Genomic DNA, 17,879 nt, shown 5'->3' with positions numbered 1-17,879 from the left:
GTTGCCTCGTCCTTCGCGGCGTCCTTGCGTGAGGTGCCCGTCACATCGCCCAAGGGGGTGGCGCCCGGAACGTACTCCGTGGTCGCCCCGAATCCGCCGGTGCCGGCGGTGGGTGCTGCGGGGGCTGGCGTATCAGACCATTGGTTCTCTGTCATCGTTGCTCTCTCTTTCCAACAGGCCGGTTTGGTTGGCCCAAACCGGCGAGAAGTGGCCGTAGATAAGTAACCTGCTGTTCTGGCCGTAAAATAATAAGCACGATTACTACCAATTGGTAAGTACCCTTGCTAACTGGTTCTAAACGGTCTTGGCAAAGTCAGTCGGAACGGCGGAGGGCCTGACCGGTCATATCGAGGTGGAAGTGGTGGAAAGCGTGGAATCAGCCCCGTGGGTTTGGATTGTGGTTGCTGTTGTTGTGGTGGTCCTGGTGGTGTTGCTCCTGTTGTCCGGGAGGCGGCGCAAGGCGGCCCAGGAGAAGCGGGACCAGCATCACCGGCAGGAAGCAGCGGAAATCCGCAAAGAGGCGGAGAACCGGGAGCTTGATGCCCGCGAACGCGAAGCCAAGGCTGCCCGCGCCCGTGCGGACGCCGAGCAGGCCCAGGTGAATGCGGCCAGGCTGCGCCAGGAAGCCGAAAAGCACTCCACGGAGGCGCAGTCGGTGCGCGAGGATATTGGCCAGAAAACGCGCCGGGCCGATGAATTGGACCCCGATACTGATATCCGGGATGGCGGCCAGCGTCCTGATGTGGCGCGGGACGCCGACGCCGGTGCCCGGGATGGCGGCCAGCGTCCTGATGTGGCGCGGGACGCCGACGCCGAAGGGACAGGGCGGCGCCGCGCGGGAAATCCCGAGGAACCGAAGATCTAGCCGGCCCCCCGCTACCGGGGTGTGAGGACGGGCGAGGGCGCAACGCCGTCGCCCGTTCCCATGCCCCGCAGCACTTCCGCGACTGCGTCGGCGGAAGAGACGCGTGGCTCCCAGCCAAGGACCCGCCGGGCTTTCCCGGTGTCCATGATGGGCGCGCCGGCAGCCATCTCCACCCAGCCCGAATCCGTGGGTTGGATCCTGAGCCGCCAGGTCAGTCCGGCGAGGCCGCGCAGAAGTCCCATCGGGATGGGGAGGATGCGCTTTGCCCCCAGGATGCGGGCCAGCACCTGGGGTGTGACCACAGGCTCTGCAGCGATGTTGAACGCACCGCTGGCACGCTGGTCCACTACCCGCCAGTACGCCTCCGCCACGTCATCGGCGTGCACCGCCTGGAAAATCAAGCCTTCCGGAACGGTCAGCAGCGGAATTCGGAGCCGTTTGGGCAGCAGCCGCGGAAAGACCGGGCCCAGGAAATAGCGGCCGATTTCGCTGCCGGCATCACCCTGGAAAATCAGGCCGGGCCGGAGGCGGGCCACGGCAATCCCGGGCTCGGCGGCCGCAAAGCGGTCCAGTGCTTCTTCCTGCTCGGCCTTGTGGCGGCTGTAATGCGAGCCGGCCATTCCGCCTGCCGGCCAGGACTCGTCTGTGCGCTGGTCCTTTGGCGCTTTGCTGTATGCCCCCACCGAGGAGGCGCAGACAATCTGCTTGACCCCGGCCGCCTTGGCGGCGGCCAGGACATTCCGGGTGCCGGTGACGTTGGTCCGGTGGAGCTGTTCCAGGTCGCGGTTGGGTTGAATCTGCCAGGCCAGGTGCACCACGGCGTCCACGCCGGCCAGTGCCTGCTCCAGTTTGGAACGGTCCGCAGCCAGGCCAACGTCCAGGCAGTGCCAGTCGACCCCGGCGTAGGGCTGCCGGCCGGTGTCCGGCAGCCGCCTGCTGATCGCTGTCAACCGCAGGCTGCCGGGCTTCCTGGCCAGCTGTCCCTGCAGGTTCCGCAGCAATGCCGTGCCGGCGTTTCCGCTGGCTCCGGTGATGGCGATGTGCATGGCGAAGACTCCTTGGCGGTTTGACGGTTCGGGCCCTACCATCCGAGCCTAGTCCCGGAAAGCTTGTTTAATAAGCAGCCTTATGATTTCCTGCTTACAAGTCTTGCCCCAGGCTTTCGGAAACCAGACCGAGGGAATCATCCCAATGCCCGAATCCGTTGCTGCCGCCGCACTGGAGCCCATTACTGACCGCCAGTGCCCCGCAGAATACCCGTCACCATCCCGACCAAAGCCCGCCGGCCGGCTGCAGGAAACCTTCGACAATGAGCTGGTCCTCAGCTACCTGGACCTCGCCGAGGCCCTGGCCAGAAGGTTCGAGGCCAGGGGCCGCGAACGTGCAGACCTCAACCAGGTGGCCTACCTTGGCCTGGTCAAGGCAGCCAGGGGCTTTGACCCGGCCAAAGGCGGGAGCTTCCCCGCCTACGCCGCACCCACCATCACCGGGGAACTGAAAAGGTACCTGCGGGACAGGACCTGGGTGGTGCGGCCACCCCGGAGCATCCAGGATCTACGGACGCGGATGTTCCGGGTCGAACCCGAACTGACCCAAGACCTTGGGCGCACCCCCAGTGTGGCGGAACTGGCTGCTGAACTGCAGGTGGATCCGGCTGAGGTGCGGGAAGCGATCTCGGCGGGCAGCAGCCTGCATCCTGATTCGCTGGACGCGGTCAATCCGGGCACAGACACGCCCTGCATCGGGGACGTGTTGCCGTGCCAGGATTCACCGCTCGAAAGGCTTGAGGAGCTGGCCTGCCTGCGCGGTGCCATCCAGGGCCTGGCGGACGCGGACCGGGACCTCCTGTACCGCCGCTACTTCTGCGAGGAAACGCAGGCGGAACTGGGGAAGAGGCTGGGGATGTCCCAGATGCAGGTGTCGCGGCGGCTGGCACGGGTCCTGGTGGAGCTTCAGGGCCGGCTCGAAGAGGCGGCATCCGGGCGCGGGACCTTGCCGGCAGCGGACCGGGCCGGCCGGGAATGCTTTCCCGGGCCGGGAGATCACGGCCCGGTGGGGTAACTGCAGCGACGGCAGGAAGCCCGCCGCCGGCGGGGTGCTGCCCCCTGCCTGCCGGCCTTTCCGCAGCACGCGGAGGGCCGGCAGGAAAAGTGACGGAGCCTGTTTAGGTAGGCATCCGGAGGGAACAAGGTGGGTATGGAAAAGTCCGAAAGGCCAAAGCTGCGGGCGGTCCTGTTCGACCGCGATGGCACCTTGGTCCTCGATGTCCCGTACAACGGGGACCCCTGCCTGGTGGAACCGGTGGCCGGCGCCAAACCGGTCCTTGACGCCATCCGCGCTTCGGGACTGGCCACGGGAGTGGTGAGCAACCAGTCCGGGATTGCCCGCGGCCTCATCACCCCGGCCCAGGTGGCGGCGGTAAACCGGCGGGTGGAGGAAATCCTCGGTCCGTTCGATGTCTGGGAAATCTGCCCGCATGGGGATGGGGATGGCTGCAGCTGCCGGAAGCCGGCTCCGGGCATGATCCTGAGCGCCTGCAGGAAGCTGGGCATCGAGCCCTTTGAGGCGGCAGTGATCGGCGACATCGGTGCTGATGTTGGCGCTGCCGAGGCGGCCGGTGCGGCCGGCGTCCTGGTGCCCACCCCGGTAACCCGGGCTGAAGAAGTAGCAACGGCCAGGATGGTGGCACCCAGCCTTGCGTCCGCCGTCGTACTCCTCGATGAAGCCGGTTATCTTCCGGCGGCTCCATAGTGGGAAGCGTCCTGGTGGCCCGGCTGGACAGCATGGGCGACGTGCTGCTGGCCGGCCCGGCCGTCCGGGCGGTGGCCAACGGCCGCCTTGCTGACGGCCGGCGGCCGAACAACGTGGTGCTGTTGTGCGGCCGGGACGGCGAGGCTGCCGCCGGAATGCTGCCGGGCGTCACGGAGGTCTGCAGCTGGGACAGTCCCTGGATCATGAACCCGGCGCCTGCCCTGACCGGGCCGCACGCAGACCGGCTGATCGATTATGTGCGCAATTCACGGGTCACCGAGGCTGTCATCCTCACCTCCTTCCACCAGTCACCGCTGCCCTTGGCGCTGCTGCTGCGGCTTGCCGGCGTGGAACGCATCACCGGCGCCTCTACCGACTATGCCGGGTCCCTGCTGGACATCCGGCTCAAGCCCGGCGAGGACTTTCCGGAGGACCAGCCCGAAGCGGAGCGCGCCCTGGGGATCGCAACGTCGGCCGGCTTCCGGCTTCCTGCGGGCGACGACGGCCGGCTGCGCCTTTCGTCCGTTCCCAACACCGGCCCGCTGGTCGGCGGGGAGCCGTACGTGGTGGTCCACCCGGGTGCGGCCGTCCCCGCCCGGGCCTGGCCGCCGCTGCACCACGCCGCCACGGTGGAGCTCCTCCAAGGCGCCGGACGCCGGGTGGTGGTCACCGGCGGGCCCGCCGAAACGTCCTTGACTGCGACGGTGGCGGGACCGTCCGCACTGGACTTGGGCGGCCGCACCGACCTGCGGACCCTGGCTGGCGTGATGGCGGGAGCCGACGCCCTCATCACCGGCAACACCGGCCCCGCCCACCTGGCAGCGGCGGTGGGAACACCCATCGCGTGCCTCTTTTCGCCCGTGGTGCCGGCCATTCGCTGGGCACCGTACGGCGTGCCGCTGGAGTTGATGGGGGACCAGGACGCCGAGTGCCGGCTGACCCGCGCCCGGGTATGTCCGGTGCCCGGCCACCCCTGTTTGGACTCCGTGTCACCGGAGGACGTGGTGGCCGCCGTAGAGCGCCTGATCGGTGGCGTCCGCTCCTTCAGCACCCACGCCAGCACGCGTCGAAAGGCGTGGAACCGATGAGGATTCTGCTTTGGCATGTCCACGGTTCGTGGACCGACGCCTTTGTCCGCGGCAGGCACGAGTACCTCCTCCCCGTGCTCCCCGGCGGCGGCCCCTGGGGGCTGGGCCGCGCCGGCCGGGACTGGCCCGCCTCCGTCCACGAGGTGGACCTGGCCACGCTGCCGGCCGAGGCCGTGGACGCAGTGGTCCTGCAACGGCCGGACGAGGCATCGGCAGTAGCCCTGCTCCTGGGCAGGGTTCCGGGCGTGGACGTCCCCGCCGTGTACCTGGAACACAACACGCCCAAAACCGGGTTCCCCTTCGCTGCGCATCCGCTCGCCGACCAGGACCGCATCCCGCTGGTGCACGTCACCCATTTCAACAAGCTGGCCTGGGACAACGGCCGGGCCCGGGCAACCGTGATCGAACACGGCATTCCGGACCCCGGGCTGCTGTACACGGGCGAGCTGCCCGAACTGGCGGTGGTGGTCAATGAACCCGTCCGCCGCGGTCGGGTTACGGGAACGGACCTGCTCCCCGCGTTTGCTGCGGTGGCCCCGCTCCAGGTGTTCGGGATGGAAACGCACGGCCTGGCCGCGGCCATTGGTGTTGACGGATCCCGGTTGCGGGCCCGGGGAGACCTGAAAACCGCCCAGCTGCACCGCGAACTTGCCCGTTGCCGCGTCTACATCCACCCCATGCGCTGGACGTCGCTGGGGCTCTCGCTCCTGGAAGCCATGCACCTTGGCATGCCCGTGGTGGCGCTGGCCAGCACCGAGGCTCCCCGGGCCGTCCCGCCCGAGGCCGGCGCCGTGTCCGCAGACCTTGACGAGCTGGTCCGTTGCGCCCGCATCCTGCTGGCGGACCCGGAGGAAGCACGACGGCGGGGGGCCGCCGGGCGTGCAGCGGCCTTGGAACGCTACGGGCTGGGCCGGTTCCTGGGCCGCTGGGACGGACTCCTGGCCGAGCTCACCGGCAGCAGCGCAGACAGTACCCCTGGCCCCGGCGAGCAGATCCTCGTCCCGGCACAAGAGAGGAAGGCACCATGAGAATTGCCATGATCTCCGAGCATGCCAGCCCGCTGGCGGCCTTGGGCGGAGTTGACGCTGGCGGCCAGAACGTCCACGTCGCAGCCCTTTCCGAGGCCCTGGCCCGCCGCGGCCACCATGTCACCGTCTACACCCGCAGGGACGCAACGGAGCTTCCCGCCCGGGTCAGGGTGGGGCAGCGCCTTGAGGTGGTCCACGTGGATGCGGGCCCTGCCCGGCACGTTCCAAAGGACCAGCTGCTGCCCTACATGGGCCAGTTGGCCGCCGGGGTGGCTGCGGATTGGGCCAGGCGGCCGCCGGACGTGGTCCACGGACATTTCTGGATGTCCGGCCTTGCCGCCCTGGACGCTGCCCGACGGGCCGACGCCGGTCACCGCGTCCCGGTGCTCCAGACCTTCCACGCGCTGGGCACGGTCAAGCGCCGGCACCAGGGTGCGGAGGACACCAGCCCGCCCGAGCGCACCTGGCTGGAACCGGGGGTGGGCCGCTCCGCTGACGGCATCATCGCCACCTGCCCGGATGAAGTCCTGGAACTCACCGCCATGGGCATCGACGCGGCGAAGATCTCCACCGCACCCTGCGGGGTGGACCTGGACTTCTTCGCTCCGGACGGGCCGGCAGACGCCCGACGGCGGCGGCACCGGGTCCTCTCAGTGGGCCGGCTGGTGCCGCGCAAGGGCGTGGACCTGGTGATCCGCGCCCTGCCCCACCTGCAGGCAGCAGGCTTCGACGACGTCGAACTGCTCATTGTGGGCGGTGGCGGGAACGCACTTGCGCTTGACCCGGACCCTGAGGTCCGGCGCCTGCTGGACCTTGCCACGCGCCTCGGCGTCGCCAACCACGTGAGCCTGCACGGGCAGGTGCCGCGTGATGCTATGCCCGGCATCTTCCGCAGCGCCGACGCCGTGGTGTGTGCTCCCTGGTACGAACCGTTCGGCATTGTGCCGCTCGAAGCGATGGCCTGCGGAGTCCCTGTGGTGGCCGCCGCCGTGGGCGGACTGCAGGACACGGTGGTGGATCACGGCACCGGCCTGCACGTTCCGCCGCGCGATCCTGCCGCCATCGCCGCTGCGCTCGCCATGCTGCTGGCGGACAAGGCCCTGCGGACCCGGCTGGGAAGCGCGGGTGAGCAGCGCGCACGGACCCTCTACTCCTGGGACCGGGTGGCCGCCCAAACCGAAAAGGCGTACCTGGCTGCCATCGCCGGCACAACGGCCGGCGCCGTTTCCATGGAAGGAGCCGCGCTGTGACGGCAGAATTTTCGGTCCGCGATGTGGCCTTTGATGCCCTCGCCCGCACCGCTGCCCGGCAGGGGCCGCGTCCGGGCGGACCGTATGTGAACCAGGCCAGCGCGGACGCCGTTCGCGTCCATCTTGGCAATGTTTTACCGGCGCTGGAATCGCTGCGTAGCCAGTCGGACCGGCTGGCGGCATGGGGGGTGGAGCTGGCCCAGCGCCTGCTGCGCGGCCACCGCCTGCTGGCAGCCGGGAACGGCGGCTCAGCGGCGGAAGCCCAGCACCTCACCGCCGAATTGGTGGGCAGGTTCGACGGCGAGCGCGTCCCGTTTTCGGCCATCTCCCTGCACGCGGAGACCTCGGCCGTGACCGCAATCGCCAACGACTACGGCTACGACGAGGTGTTTGCCCGGCAGGTCCGGGCGCACGGCCGCTCCGGTGACGTCTTGATGTTGCTGTCCACCAGTGGCCAAAGCCCGAACCTGCTCCGGGCTGCGGAGGTGGCAGCCCGGCTGAACGTCCGGACCTGGGCGCTGACCGGCGTCGGCCCCAATCCACTGGCCTCTGCGTGCGATGAGGCCGTCACCGTGAATGCCCTTAACGCCAACGCCCAGGAGGCACACCTGATCGCGCTGCACGCGGTGTGCCGGGCTTTTGACCTCGAGGTGGCACGGCGCGGCGCGGCAGGCAACGCCGGCCGCATGCCGGAAGGACTGCGGCCATGACCATTGTGGTGGTGGGCGATGTGATGCTGGATGTGGACCTTGCCGGGGAGGCCACGCGGCTCAGCCCGGACGCGCCTGTCCCGGTGGTCGATGTCACCAGCGTCCGGCGCAGGGCAGGCGGCGCCGGCCTCGTCGCCCGGATGCTGGCGGCAGACGGCCGGCCGGTGACCCTGGTGACGGTGCTGTCAGCTGACGACGCCGGCCGCCAGCTGGCAGCTGAACTCGCCGGTGTGCAGCTGGTGGCAGGCGCCACGAGCCACCCGTCGCCGGTGAAAACAAGGGTCCGGGCCGGCTCGCACCCGGTGGTCCGGTTCGACCAGGGCTGCGCCGCCACGCCGGTTCCGCACGCCACGCCGGACATGCTCAGGGCCGTGGAAGCCGCGGAGATGGTGATTGTCGCCGATTACGGCAGGGGCCTGGCCGCCAATCCGCAGCTGCGCATCGTCCTGGAGCAGGTGGCAAAGAAGGTGCCCGTCATCTGGGACCCGCACCCCGCCGGGGCGGATCCGGTGCCCGGCGTTGCAGTGGTAACGCCCAACCTCGCGGAAGCCAGAAAAGCCGCCGCCGCAGCGCCGGCAGGCCAGCCGGCGGGGACTGGCCACGGCGACAATCCAGGCGGAACCCATGCCCGGGCTTCAGCCGAAACTGCTTCCATCGAGGTTGCCGGAGAATCAGCAATTGCGGGGGAAGCCGCCCGCCTGGCCCATGTCCTGCTGGCCCGTTGGCGCAGCGGCGCCGTGCTGGTGACCACCGGGGCCGATGGTGCCGTCCTGCTGCAGGAAGGCAACGCCGCTTCCCGCTGCGTTCCGGCGCCACGGGTGGAAACCGGGGACCCCTGCGGTGCGGGGGACCGGCTGGCAGCCGGGCTGGCGGTGCATCTGCTGTCCGGCCTCGGCCTGGAGGAGGCCGCCACGCTGGCGGTCCGGGACGCCGCTGACTTCCTCGCAGCCGGCGGTGTTTCGGCCCTCGCCGGAGCCGGTGAGGGCATCGCGACTCCTGCGTTGCCCGCTGGTCCCGCACCGGCCGCCGCCGCAGTGTCCGCAGCCGTATCCCAACAGGCGGGCTTCCCGGCGGGACCCGCCCTGGCGCCGCCGTCCCGGACCCCGGCGCGAAGGCGCAGCACCGAACCCCTGCTTCTGGCCCGCACCGTCCGCGGCAGCGGCGGCACGGTGGTGGCCACCGGCGGGTGCTTCGACCTCCTGCACGCCGGACATGTCCGCTCCCTTGCCGCCGCCCGCGAATTGGGGGACTGCCTGGTGGTCTGCCTGAATTCCGATGCCTCAACACAACGGCTCAAAGGTCCCGGCCGGCCCATCATCAGCCAACAGGACCGGGCCGAACTGCTGCTCGCCATGGAATGCGTGGATGCGGTGCTGGTGTTCGATGAGGACAACCCTGAAGCCGCCCTGCAACGGCTCCGTCCGGACATCTGGGTCAAGGGCGGCGACTACCGGGGCGCGCGCCTGCCGGAAGCGGACCTGGTCGAAAGCTGGGGCGGCCGTTGCCTCACCGTCCCGTTCCACCCTGCCCGTTCCACCACCGGCCTTGCCGACGCGCTGGCCAAAGTCGGCTGACCTGTTTCGCCTACCGAAGGGAACATCATGACCGCAGAAAACCTGACTGCACGCCGCTCACCAGGCCGGGTGCTCGTCACCGGCGGTGCCTCGGGACTGGGGGCCGCCGTCGTCAGTGCCGTGCTTGAGGCCGGCGGCACCCCAGTGGTACTGGACCGCGACATCAGCAAGGTGGCGGGGGTCAAAGCCGTGGAAGTGGATGTTGCCGACCGGCCGGCCGTGGAGGCCGCCGTGCGCGAGGCTGCCGGAATGCTCGGCGGACTCGACGCCGTGGTGACGGCCGCAGGCATCGACCGGTGCGGTGCGCTGGCGGACGTGGACGCCCTTGAATGGGAGAAGGTGATCGGGGTGAACCTGATGGGCACCGTCTCCGTGGTGCGGGCCGCACTGCCGCACCTGGCCGCAACGCACGGCCGGGTGGTGACCGTGGCCTCCACCCTGGGCAAGCGGGCCGTGGCCGATGCCACAGCCTACTGCGCCTCGAAATTCGGAGTGGTGGGCTTCAGCCACGCCCTGGCAGCGGAAACCGGCGGGAAAATCGGGGTCACCACCATGATTCCCGGCGGGATGAAAACACATTTTTTTGATGACCGCACCGAACAGTACAAGCCCCAGGACGATTCGCGCCTCAACGATCCCGGCAACGTGGCCCAGGCAATCCTGTTCGCACTGACCCAGCCGCCGGGATGCGAAATCCGCGAAATGCTGGTCTGCCACGAAGAAGAGGGCTCCTGGCCCTGACCCTTCAAGGGATCAGCCGGGACCGAACCCACAGGAGCCAAACATGCCTACCGCTGCCACCGAAACCCTTGACCATCACGAACCGGCCGTCAGCGCCGGGATCACCATCATCAACCCGCGCACCGGGGAAACCTTGTGGACGGTACCGGAAACGCCCCCGGAGGCGGTGCACCACGCCGTCCACGTGGCCCGGGGTGCTGCCGCGGGCTGGGCAGCAACAGCCCCGGCAGCACGCGGGGCAGCCGTCCGCGCCGCGGCAGCAGCCCTGGCTGAGGCCGCCGCCGAATTGGCAGGGCTCAATGCCAGTGAAACCGGCAGGCCCATTGACGAGGCCCTCGCCGGGATCGCCGCCGGGGTGTCCACGCTGGAGCAGTACGCTGAGCTGGGTCCCGTGCACCGCGGCCACAGCCTCCGCGGTGACAGGCTCGCCAGCGACTACACAGTGGCGGAACCGCGCGGCGTGGCCGTCCTGCTCACGCCGTGGAATGATCCGGTGGCTGTTTCCTGTGGGCTGATCGGGGCCGCACTGATGTCCGGCAACACCGTCATCCACAAGCCCAGCGAACGCTGCCCCCGGCTGGGGGAGGCCCTCGGTGAAGTGCTGGCACCGGCCTTCCCGGCCGGAGTGCTAGCCACAATTTCCGGTGGCGCCGGGGTGGGGCGGCTCCTCACAGGGTCCGGGGTGGATGTGCTGGCCCACGTCGGTTCCAGCGCGGCGGGCGCCGGCATCGCCGTGGCCGGGGCCCGCGCCGGCGCCCACGTGATCCGAGAGAACGGCGGCAACGATCCGCTGCTGGTGGATCGCGACGTGGACCCGGCCTGGGCCGCCGGGCAGGCCGCCGTCGGCGCTTTCAGCAACAGCGGCCAGATCTGCACGGCCGTGGAACGGATCTACGTCCACGCTGACATTGCTGAAAGGTTCTGCGCCGCGCTCGAAGCGGAGGCTGCCCTGCGGAACGCCAACGGTTCGGTGGCGCCCCTGGTGGACCGGCGGTTGCGGGAGGCTGTCCATGCCCAGGTCGCCGACGCCCTGGACCACGGTGCCCGGGCGGCGGAAGGCGGCGCCGTGCCCGCCGGTCCCGGGTCGTTTTACCCGGCCACGGTGCTGCTCGGCTGCACGGAGGCCATGGCCGTGATGGCGGAGGAGACGTTTGGCCCCGTAGCGCCGGTGCAGGTGGTGGACACGTTCGACGACGGCCTCCGCCTCGCGTGCAGCGGCCGGTTTGGCCTCGCAGCCACAGTCCTGACCAACTCGGTGGCGCACATCCAGCAGGCCGTGGCGGACCTGCCGGTGGGAACGGTGAAGATCAACGCGGTGTTTGGCGGGGCACCCGGTGGCGCGGCGCAGCCCCGGGGCGGGAGCGGGCACGGGTTTGGCTACGGGCCGGAGCTGCTGGACGAGTTCAGCCAGGTCAAAGTGGTCCACATCGCTGCGCCGCCGGCACCCAGCGGAAACGCTGAGGAAAAGGTATGAATCCCGCGGCGAAGGATGCGGAGCCGGGGCAGGTGGACCTCGCCAACCAGCAGGCCCTTGCCGACTGGCTGCCTGGCCGGCTGGCCGCGGAACAGCCGGCCGTGCTGGTGATTGGCGACGTGATGCTGGACGGCTGGTGGACCGGCAGCATCGAGCGGATGTGCCGCGAGGCTCCTGCGCCCGTGGTGGACATCAACTCCCGCGGGGCTGCCCCGGGCGGCGCGGCCAACACCGCCATGAACCTGGCGGCGCTCGGCGCCAGGGTGGCCGTTGCCGGCATCATCGGCACGGACGCCGCGGGGGTGGAGCTACGGGACAAACTGGTGGCCGCAGGAATCGACGTCCGGTACCTGCAGTCGCACCCGGACATGGTCACCACCACCAAAATCCGGATCAGCAGCGGCGGCCAGGTGCTGTTGCGGATGGATGACTCAGCCACGGCCGTGCCGCCCGATGCACTGGCCGCGCTGGCCGCTTCGGTGCGGGACGCCGTCGGCCGCCGCAGCGCCGTGCTGGTCTGTGATTACGGGACCGGAGTGCTTGCGGAACCCGTGCGGGCTGCGCTGCTGGCTGTCTTGGGCGGAACCGGCCCGGGGCCAGCCGCTGGCGGCCCGGGGCGCCCGCTGGTGGTGGTGGATTCCCACGATCCCCGTCCCTGGGCGCAGCTTGGGCCGGACCTGGTGACGCCCAACGCCCAGGAAGCGGCCCGATTGCTGGGCTGCCGGCTGCCCGAAGGGCCGGAGCGGGTGGACGCGGTGGCGGCGGCGGCGCCGGCGCTGCTGGCTGCCACCGGATCCCGGGCCGTGGTGGTCACGCTGGACCGCGACGGGACTGTCCTGCTGGGGCCGGGCGGCATGGCTCACCGGACCTGGGCACGGCCCGCCGCCGAAAAGCAGGCTTCAGGGGCGGGGGATACGTTTGTGGCGGCGCTGACGCTGGCGATCGCCGGTGGCCTGCCGCTGGCAGCCGGCCTGGACCTTGCCCAGGCGGCGGCGGACGTGGTGGTCCATCAGCCGGGCACCTCCGTCTGCAGTACGGGGCAGCTCAGCCGGTACCTGCGGGCGTTTGCCGACACGGCGCTGGGCGCTGACGAACTGCTCCGCCAGATGGAGCTGCACCGGGCTGAGGGGCAGCGGATTGTGCTGACCAACGGCTGCTTCGACGTCCTGCACAGCGGCCACACCCGTTACCTGTCCCAGGCCAGGCAGCTCGGTGACGTGCTGGTGGTGGCGCTCAACAGCGACGACTCCGTGCGCCGGCTCAAAGGCCCCGACCGGCCCATCAACAACGTTGCGGACAGGGCCGCGGTGGTGGCCGCCCTGAGCTGCGTGGATTACGTGACGGTCTTCGACACCCCCACGGCGGCGCCGCTGATCCGGCACCTGCGGCCTGAGGTGTACGCCAAGGGCGGCGACTACACCCCTGAGATGCTGGCGGAAACACCCGCCGTGGAGGAGTACGGCGGCCGGGTGGCCATCCTGGACTACGTCGCGGAGCGGTCCACCACTACCGTTGTCAACCGGATCCGGGATGGGGAGGGCGCGGCAACCAACCGGTGACGGCGGGCCGGACAACAGATGCAGGCGAATGCGGTCCCGGGCACGTCGCGTTTGCCGTACCTGCCGGCGGCCCGCAGGCCGCCAACTTTCCGGCCGTGAACTGCACACTAGGGTTGAAGCATGAATGAAGTGCGGCGCGGGTAATGGCGAAACGCGGACGGGCGGCCGGCCGGGGCAGCAGGCCGGCAGCAGGTGTGGTGGAGATCCCCAAGGGCACGCGGCCCGATGGTCCGGTGGAAGGCGTGTACTACGTCGACACCGGGGACTGCGAACTCATCGCCGACCAGGACAACTCCACCGGCTGGCTCCTGAAGATCAACGGGGTCATGAGCTCGCACATCGACCTGGCCGACCCGCTGTTCCTGGACTTCGAATACATGCGCTGGATGGCCGCGCTCATCGAGTCCCGCTGGCCGCCGTCGGACGCTTCTTCCGGGGCAGGCCAGCCGGGCCGGATCCGGGGCCTGCACCTGGGCGGCGGCGCCTGCTCCATGGCCCGGTACTTTGCCGCGGCCTACCCGGATGCCCGCCAGGTGGTGGTGGAGCTGGACGGGAAACTGGCCGAATACGTGCGCGGCTGGTTCGACCTGCCCAAGGCGCCCCTGCTGCGGCTGCGGGTTGGGGAGGCCCGCGAGGTCACCGAAACGCTCGCCGCCGACACCCGTGACTTCATCATCAGGGACGTCTTCGCCGGGGCCCTGACCCCGCGGCCGCTGACCACCGCCGAATTCAACCGGCACGCTGCCCGCGTGCTGGCGCCCGGCGGGATGTACGTGGTGAATTCAGGCGACGCCCCGGACCTGAAGAACGCCCGGGAGGACGCCGCCACCATCGCGGCCACCTTTGCCTATACCGCGATCATCGCCGATCCCGCCATGCTCAAGGGCCGCCGCTACGGCAACATGGTGATGGCCGGCAGCGATACCCCTTTCGCCGACGACCCGCGGCTGGTCCGGCGGCTGCTCGGCGGTGCAGTGCCGGCACACCTGTGGGACGACGCCCAGGTGCGGGCCTTTGCCGCCGGCGCCCCCGTCCGCTCCGATCCTCCCCACCCGCACCCTGACCTCGCAAGCTCGGCCAGGGAACCCGGCGGGCGTGGGCCCACACCACCCGCACCCTGACCTCGCAAGCTCGGCCAGGGAACCCGGCGGGCGTGGGCCCACGTAGTTACCGTTTCAGCGGCCCAGCAGCTTCTCCCGGTGCTCCGCCATCCGGCCCCGCAGCGCCTGCACCACGGCGGCCACGGCGGGGCGCCGCATGGAGTCCGGCCGGAGCACCATCCAGTAGGGGAGCAGCTCGCCGATCTCATCGGGCAGCAGCCGGACCAGGTCATTGTGCAGGTCGCCCATAAAGCACGGCAGGAAACCGATCCCGGCCCCGGCGCGCGTCGCTTCGACGTGGACAAACACGTTGGTGGACGTCAGCCCGTCGCGCATGTCCGGCACCAGCCGGCGGGGCGCGTCCAGGCTGTCCACCTGCAGCATTGAATCCACGAAGTACACCAGCGGGTGACCGCTGAGCCCGGCCACGCTGTCCGGGGTGCCATGCTCGGCCAGGTACGTCCTGGACGCATACATCCCCAGCATGTAGTCGCCCAGCCGGATGGCCTCGGCCCGGTGCACCTGCGGCTCGCCCACCACCACCTCGATGTCCAGCCCGGAACGCTGCTGCAGCGCCCGCCGGGTCATGGTCACCACCTCCACGCTGAGCCCCGGATGATCCCGCCGCAGCCCGGCTACTGCCGGCGCGGCGATGTAGGCGCTGAAGCCATCCGTCGCGGTCATCCGGACGACGCCGGCAACCGGGTCCGGTGCCGCGCCGTCGGCTCCCAGCGTGCCCAGTACAGCCTCCACCTGCTCGGCCGCGCGGACAGCCTTCGCGCCCAGCTCGGTCAGCTCCCAGCCGCCCGATGCCCGGGCCAGGACCCGGCCGCCCAGGGACTTCTCCAGTGCGGCGATCCTGCGCGAGACTGTGGTGTGGTTCAACCCCAACGCCTGTGCCGCCGTCGTGAATTTCGCTGAGCGGGACACCGCAAGCAGCACCAGCAGGTCATCCGGGTTCGCCTTCATATCTGCAATTGTGCACACAGCAGGTGCCGGATTGGGCATTGTCCGTGCAAGTTTGTGCAGCAATACTCAAGGAAGCCATTTGTGCTGGCCATCACAGCACGTGTCACCGTGGACACCAAGGAGAAACCCATGAGCGTAGGACAACGCCCGGCGGACAACGCCGCAGGACCCGCAGGCAAGGGGTCCGGACTTAAGAAGATCGTCGCCGCCTCGATGGTGGGGACGGTGGTGGAGTGGTACGAGTTTTTCCTCTACGCCACCGCCGCCACCCTGGTGTTCGGGAAGTACTTCTTCCCCGCCACCGGCAACGAGCTGGACGGGATCATCCAGGCGTTCATCACCTATGCGGTGGGCTTCGTTGCCCGGCCCCTGGGCGGCATTGTGTTTGGCCAGATCGGCGACAAGCTGGGCCGCAAACCCACGCTGCAGCTGACCATTGTAATTGTTGGCGTGGCCACGTTCCTGATGGGCTGCCTGCCGGGCTTCGCCGAGATCGGTTACATGGCACCCGCCCTGCTGGTGGCCCTGCGCTTCATCCAGGGCTTCGCGCTCGGCGGCGAATGGGGCGGCGCCGTCCTGCTGGTGGCTGAACACAGCCCCAACAAGTCGCGCGGTTTCTGGTCCAGCTGGCCGCAGGCGGCCGTCCCCGTGGGCAACCTGCTGGCCACCCTGGTGCTGTTTGTGATGTCCTCCACCCTCAGTCCGGAGGCCTTCCTCGGCTGGGGCTGGCGGGTGGCGTTCTGGCTCTCCGCCGTGATCGTGTTTGTGGGCTATTACATCCGCACCCACGTGACCGAGGCACCGATCTTCCTCGAAGCCAAGGCGCTTGTGGAGAAGGAGCAGGCCGTCAGCTACGGCGTCTTCGAGGTGGTCCGCAAATACCCCAAGGGCATCCTGCAGGCCATGGGCCTCCGGTTCGCGGAAAACATCATGTACTACCTGGTGGTGAGCTTCGCGATCGTCTACCTCAAGACTGTGCACAAGTACGACACCTCCTCGCTGCTGCTCGCCCTGCTGATCGCCCACGTGATCCACTTCCTGGTGATCCCCCAGGTGGGCCGCCTGGTGGACAATGTAGGCCGCAAGCCCGTTTACCTGTTTGGTGCCATCGCCGGCGCCACCTGGCCGTTCTTCGCCTTCCCCATGTTCGACACCCGCAACGCCGTGGTGATTGTGGCCGCGGTAACCATCGGCCTGGTCCTGCACGCGTTTATGTACGCCGGACAGCCCGCCATCATGGCTGAGCTGTTCCCCACCCGGATGCGGTACTCCGGCGTCTCGCTGGGCTCCCAGGTCACGTCCATCTTCGCCGGTTCGCTGGCCCCGCTACTGGCAACCCAGTGGCTCAAGGACACCGGTTCCTGGCTTCCCACCGCCCTGTACCTGGTGGTGGCCTGCGCCATTACCGCCGTGGCAGTGCTCAGCCTGAAGGAAACCAAGGGCATCGCCCTGGAGGACGTGGACAAGGCCGACGCCGCCCGCGAAGGACTCGTTCCGGCCCGGACCCGCTGAGGTGCCGGAGCCGGTGGTACAGCCGAAGGACAAGGCCAGGTTCGGAGCCGGGATGGGTATGGAAAGCACTTTGAACGGACGCAAGGCGCTGGTCACCGGCGGTGCCAGCGGCATCGGCGCCGCCTGCGTGCGGGAACTCGCCGCCCGGGGCGCCAAGGTGGTGGTGGCCGATGTCGACGCCGCCGGGGCTGCCGCGCTCGCCGATGAGGTGGGCGGCACCTCCTGGGCCGTGGACCTGCTCGACGTCGACGCCCTCGCCACGCTCAGCCTGGACTGCGACATCCTGGTCAACAATGCAGGAATCCAGCGGGTCAGCCCCATCGAGGAGTTTGACCCGCTGGAGTTCCGGCGGATTCTCGCGCTGATGCTGGAGGCGCCGTTCCTGCTGATCCGGGCCGCGCTCCCGCACATGTACGCCAACGGTTTCGGCCGCATCATCAACCTGTCCTCGGTGCACGGACTGCGGGCCTCGCCGTTCAAGAGCGCCTATGTCTCCGCGAAGCACGGGCTGGAAGGCCTGAGCAAGGTGACGGCACTGGAGGGCGGCGAACGGGGCGTCACGTCCAACTGCATCAACCCCGGTTACGTGCGCACGCCCCTGGTGGAGAAACAACTGGCGGACCAGGCCCACCTGCACGGCATCCCCGAATCCGAGGTGCTGGCCAAGGTGATGCTCACCGAGTCCGCCGTGAAGCGGCTGGTGGAGCCTGCTGAAGTGGCGTCCCTGGCGGCCTGGCTGGCCTCCGACCACGCTGGCATGGTCACCGGGGCCAGCTACACCATGGACGGCGGCTGGTCCGCCCGCTGAGGACCGGACCAGGCTGGGGGCGGCACTACTTGGACTGCGCCCCGGCGCTGGCAACGGCATCCGCCCCCGCCGGTGCGCCGCCGTTGATGATTTCCTCGGCGTTGGTGAACGCCCAGCCAACCAGCGGGATCAGGTGCCCGCTCAGTTCATAGCCGCGGTCCGTGAGGCTGTAGTCCACGCGCGGGGGAATGATGGGCTGGGCGGTGCGCCGCACCAGTCCGTCGCGTTCCAGGGTTTTGAGCGTCTGGGCCAGCATTTTTTCGCTAATCCCCTCCGCCCGCCGGCGCAGTTCACTCCACCGCTGTTCTCCCTCGGACAGCGACACCAGGATCAGGACACCCCATTTGCTGGTCACGTGGTCCAGCAGGGTGCGGCTGGGACAAGCGGCCGGGAACACGCCATAGGTGAAGCTGGCGGGCAGCGGAGCCGGCAATGTTGATGCTTCCATGA

At 69.4% G+C, this 17,879-nt stretch carries 17 protein-coding genes; 14 read left to right on the top strand and 3 right to left on the bottom strand.

Annotated features, from left to right (window positions below; translation table 11 throughout):
* Positions 1 to 304 precede the first annotated feature (304 nt).
* The gene (locus tag ACU18_RS07885; RefSeq protein WP_050684993.1) at positions 305 to 865 is read left to right on the top strand and encodes a hypothetical protein; all 561 of its coding nucleotides are present in this window, start codon (positions 305 to 307) and stop codon (positions 863 to 865) included.
* 11 nt (positions 866 to 876) lie between these two features.
* On the opposite strand, the gene ACU18_RS07880 is transcribed toward ACU18_RS07885, so the two are convergent.
* Complete coding sequence (locus ACU18_RS07880) at positions 877 to 1,911, bottom strand: NAD-dependent epimerase/dehydratase family protein (protein ID WP_050684992.1); 1,035 nt, start codon at positions 1,909 to 1,911, stop codon at positions 877 to 879.
* Positions 1,912 to 2,056: 145 nt separating this feature from the next.
* On the opposite strand from ACU18_RS07880, the gene ACU18_RS07875 reads away from it, so the two are divergent.
* From ACU18_RS07875 to ACU18_RS07825, 11 genes are all read left to right on the top strand, one after another.
* Positions 2,057 to 2,926, top strand: coding sequence for a sigma-70 family RNA polymerase sigma factor (locus tag ACU18_RS07875; RefSeq protein WP_082178235.1), 870 nt, complete (start codon positions 2,057 to 2,059; stop codon positions 2,924 to 2,926).
* Positions 2,927 to 3,061: 135 nt separating this feature from the next.
* Complete coding sequence (locus tag ACU18_RS07870) at positions 3,062 to 3,616, top strand: D-glycero-alpha-D-manno-heptose-1,7-bisphosphate 7-phosphatase (protein ID WP_050684991.1); 555 nt, start codon at positions 3,062 to 3,064, stop codon at positions 3,614 to 3,616.
* Positions 3,616 to 4,704 (top strand): glycosyltransferase family 9 protein, encoded by a 1,089-nt coding sequence (locus tag ACU18_RS07865; RefSeq protein ID WP_050684990.1) that lies wholly within the window; start codon positions 3,616 to 3,618, stop codon positions 4,702 to 4,704. Before ACU18_RS07870 ends, ACU18_RS07865 begins: the two co-directional genes overlap by 1 nt.
* On the top strand, positions 4,701 to 5,732 hold the full coding sequence (locus tag ACU18_RS07860) for a glycosyltransferase (protein WP_050684989.1): 1,032 nt from the start codon (positions 4,701 to 4,703) through the stop codon (positions 5,730 to 5,732). The genes ACU18_RS07865 and ACU18_RS07860 overlap by 4 nt, the downstream gene beginning before the upstream one ends.
* Positions 5,729 to 6,982, top strand: a complete 1,254-nt coding sequence (locus ACU18_RS07855; RefSeq protein WP_050684987.1) for a glycosyltransferase — start codon at positions 5,729 to 5,731, stop codon at positions 6,980 to 6,982. Before ACU18_RS07860 ends, ACU18_RS07855 begins: the two co-directional genes overlap by 4 nt.
* Before the next feature lie 86 nt (positions 6,983 to 7,068).
* The gene (locus tag ACU18_RS07850) at positions 7,069 to 7,692 is read left to right on the top strand and encodes a D-sedoheptulose-7-phosphate isomerase (protein ID WP_231686025.1); all 624 of its coding nucleotides are present in this window, start codon (positions 7,069 to 7,071) and stop codon (positions 7,690 to 7,692) included.
* Positions 7,689 to 9,266, top strand: a complete 1,578-nt coding sequence (locus ACU18_RS07845) for a PfkB family carbohydrate kinase (RefSeq protein ID WP_050684985.1) — start codon at positions 7,689 to 7,691, stop codon at positions 9,264 to 9,266. The genes ACU18_RS07850 and ACU18_RS07845 overlap by 4 nt, the downstream gene beginning before the upstream one ends.
* A gap of 27 nt (positions 9,267 to 9,293) precedes the next feature.
* On the top strand, positions 9,294 to 10,007 hold the full coding sequence (locus ACU18_RS07840; protein WP_050684984.1) for an SDR family oxidoreductase: 714 nt from the start codon (positions 9,294 to 9,296) through the stop codon (positions 10,005 to 10,007).
* Between the two features lie 43 nt (positions 10,008 to 10,050).
* Positions 10,051 to 11,481 (top strand): aldehyde dehydrogenase family protein, encoded by a 1,431-nt coding sequence (locus ACU18_RS07835; protein ID WP_050684983.1) that lies wholly within the window; start codon positions 10,051 to 10,053, stop codon positions 11,479 to 11,481.
* Positions 11,478 to 13,040 carry a D-glycero-beta-D-manno-heptose 1-phosphate adenylyltransferase gene (gene rfaE2, locus ACU18_RS07830; protein ID WP_050684982.1) on the top strand — a complete coding sequence of 521 codons (1,563 nt, stop codon included), beginning with the start codon at positions 11,478 to 11,480 and terminating at the stop codon, positions 13,038 to 13,040. Before ACU18_RS07835 ends, rfaE2 begins: the two co-directional genes overlap by 4 nt.
* A gap of 143 nt (positions 13,041 to 13,183) precedes the next feature.
* On the top strand, positions 13,184 to 14,161 hold the full coding sequence (locus ACU18_RS07825; protein ID WP_050684981.1) for a spermidine synthase: 978 nt from the start codon (positions 13,184 to 13,186) through the stop codon (positions 14,159 to 14,161).
* A 54-nt stretch (positions 14,162 to 14,215) separates the two neighbouring features.
* Here ACU18_RS07825 and ACU18_RS07820 read toward each other — a convergent pair whose 3' ends face one another.
* Positions 14,216 to 15,109 carry a LysR family transcriptional regulator gene (locus ACU18_RS07820; RefSeq protein WP_050684977.1) on the bottom strand — a complete coding sequence of 298 codons (894 nt, stop codon included), beginning with the start codon at positions 15,107 to 15,109 and terminating at the stop codon, positions 14,216 to 14,218.
* Positions 15,110 to 15,238: 129 nt separating this feature from the next.
* On the opposite strand from ACU18_RS07820, the gene ACU18_RS07815 reads away from it, so the two are divergent.
* Complete coding sequence (locus ACU18_RS07815; RefSeq protein WP_050684998.1) at positions 15,239 to 16,621, top strand: MFS transporter; 1,383 nt, start codon at positions 15,239 to 15,241, stop codon at positions 16,619 to 16,621.
* Between the two features lie 58 nt (positions 16,622 to 16,679).
* A complete protein-coding gene (locus tag ACU18_RS07810; protein WP_050684997.1) occupies positions 16,680 to 17,429 on the top strand; it encodes a 3-hydroxybutyrate dehydrogenase in 750 nt (249 codons plus the stop codon).
* A gap of 25 nt (positions 17,430 to 17,454) precedes the next feature.
* Here the strand turns inward: ACU18_RS07810 and ACU18_RS07805 are convergent, their stop codons facing one another.
* Positions 17,455 to 17,877 (bottom strand): winged helix-turn-helix transcriptional regulator, encoded by a 423-nt coding sequence (locus tag ACU18_RS07805; protein ID WP_050684976.1) that lies wholly within the window; start codon positions 17,875 to 17,877, stop codon positions 17,455 to 17,457.
* Between the last annotated feature and the right edge of the window lie 2 nt (positions 17,878 to 17,879).

This window comes from Arthrobacter sp. ZBG10, from assembly GCF_001238605.1.
In the GTDB taxonomy this organism is placed as follows: domain Bacteria; phylum Actinomycetota; class Actinomycetes; order Actinomycetales; family Micrococcaceae; genus Arthrobacter.
Note: the sequence above shows the minus strand (reverse complement) of the source record. Positions and strands in the feature narration are given on the sequence as shown.

What these genes read in the sequence shown, in the direction of transcription:
- ACU18_RS07870 (WP_050684991.1), top strand. Translation starts at nt 3,062, where the DNA reads ATGGAAAAGTCCGAAAGGCCAAAGCTGCGGGCGGTCCTGTTCGACCGC.
- rfaE2 (WP_050684982.1), top strand. Translation starts at nt 11,478, where the DNA reads ATGAATCCCGCGGCGAAGGATGCGGAGCCGGGGCAGGTGGACCTCGCC.
- ACU18_RS07815 (WP_050684998.1), top strand. Translation starts at nt 15,239, where the DNA reads ATGAGCGTAGGACAACGCCCGGCGGACAACGCCGCAGGACCCGCAGGC.
- ACU18_RS07835 (WP_050684983.1), top strand. Translation starts at nt 10,051, where the DNA reads ATGCCTACCGCTGCCACCGAAACCCTTGACCATCACGAACCGGCCGTC.
- ACU18_RS07860 (WP_050684989.1), top strand. Translation starts at nt 4,701, where the DNA reads ATGAGGATTCTGCTTTGGCATGTCCACGGTTCGTGGACCGACGCCTTT.
- ACU18_RS07825 (WP_050684981.1), top strand. Translation starts at nt 13,184, where the DNA reads ATGGCGAAACGCGGACGGGCGGCCGGCCGGGGCAGCAGGCCGGCAGCA.
- ACU18_RS07855 (WP_050684987.1), top strand. Translation starts at nt 5,729, where the DNA reads ATGAGAATTGCCATGATCTCCGAGCATGCCAGCCCGCTGGCGGCCTTG.
- ACU18_RS07820 (WP_050684977.1), bottom strand. Translation starts at nt 15,109, where the DNA reads ATGAAGGCGAACCCGGATGACCTGCTGGTGCTGCTTGCGGTGTCCCGC.
- ACU18_RS07880 (WP_050684992.1), bottom strand. Translation starts at nt 1,911, where the DNA reads ATGCACATCGCCATCACCGGAGCCAGCGGAAACGCCGGCACGGCATTG.
- ACU18_RS07840 (WP_050684984.1), top strand. Translation starts at nt 9,294, where the DNA reads ATGACCGCAGAAAACCTGACTGCACGCCGCTCACCAGGCCGGGTGCTC.
- ACU18_RS07805 (WP_050684976.1), bottom strand. Translation starts at nt 17,877, where the DNA reads ATGGAAGCATCAACATTGCCGGCTCCGCTGCCCGCCAGCTTCACCTAT.
- ACU18_RS07875 (WP_082178235.1), top strand. Translation starts at nt 2,057, where the DNA reads ATGCCCGAATCCGTTGCTGCCGCCGCACTGGAGCCCATTACTGACCGC.
- ACU18_RS07845 (WP_050684985.1), top strand. Translation starts at nt 7,689, where the DNA reads ATGACCATTGTGGTGGTGGGCGATGTGATGCTGGATGTGGACCTTGCC.
- ACU18_RS07810 (WP_050684997.1), top strand. Translation starts at nt 16,680, where the DNA reads ATGGAAAGCACTTTGAACGGACGCAAGGCGCTGGTCACCGGCGGTGCC.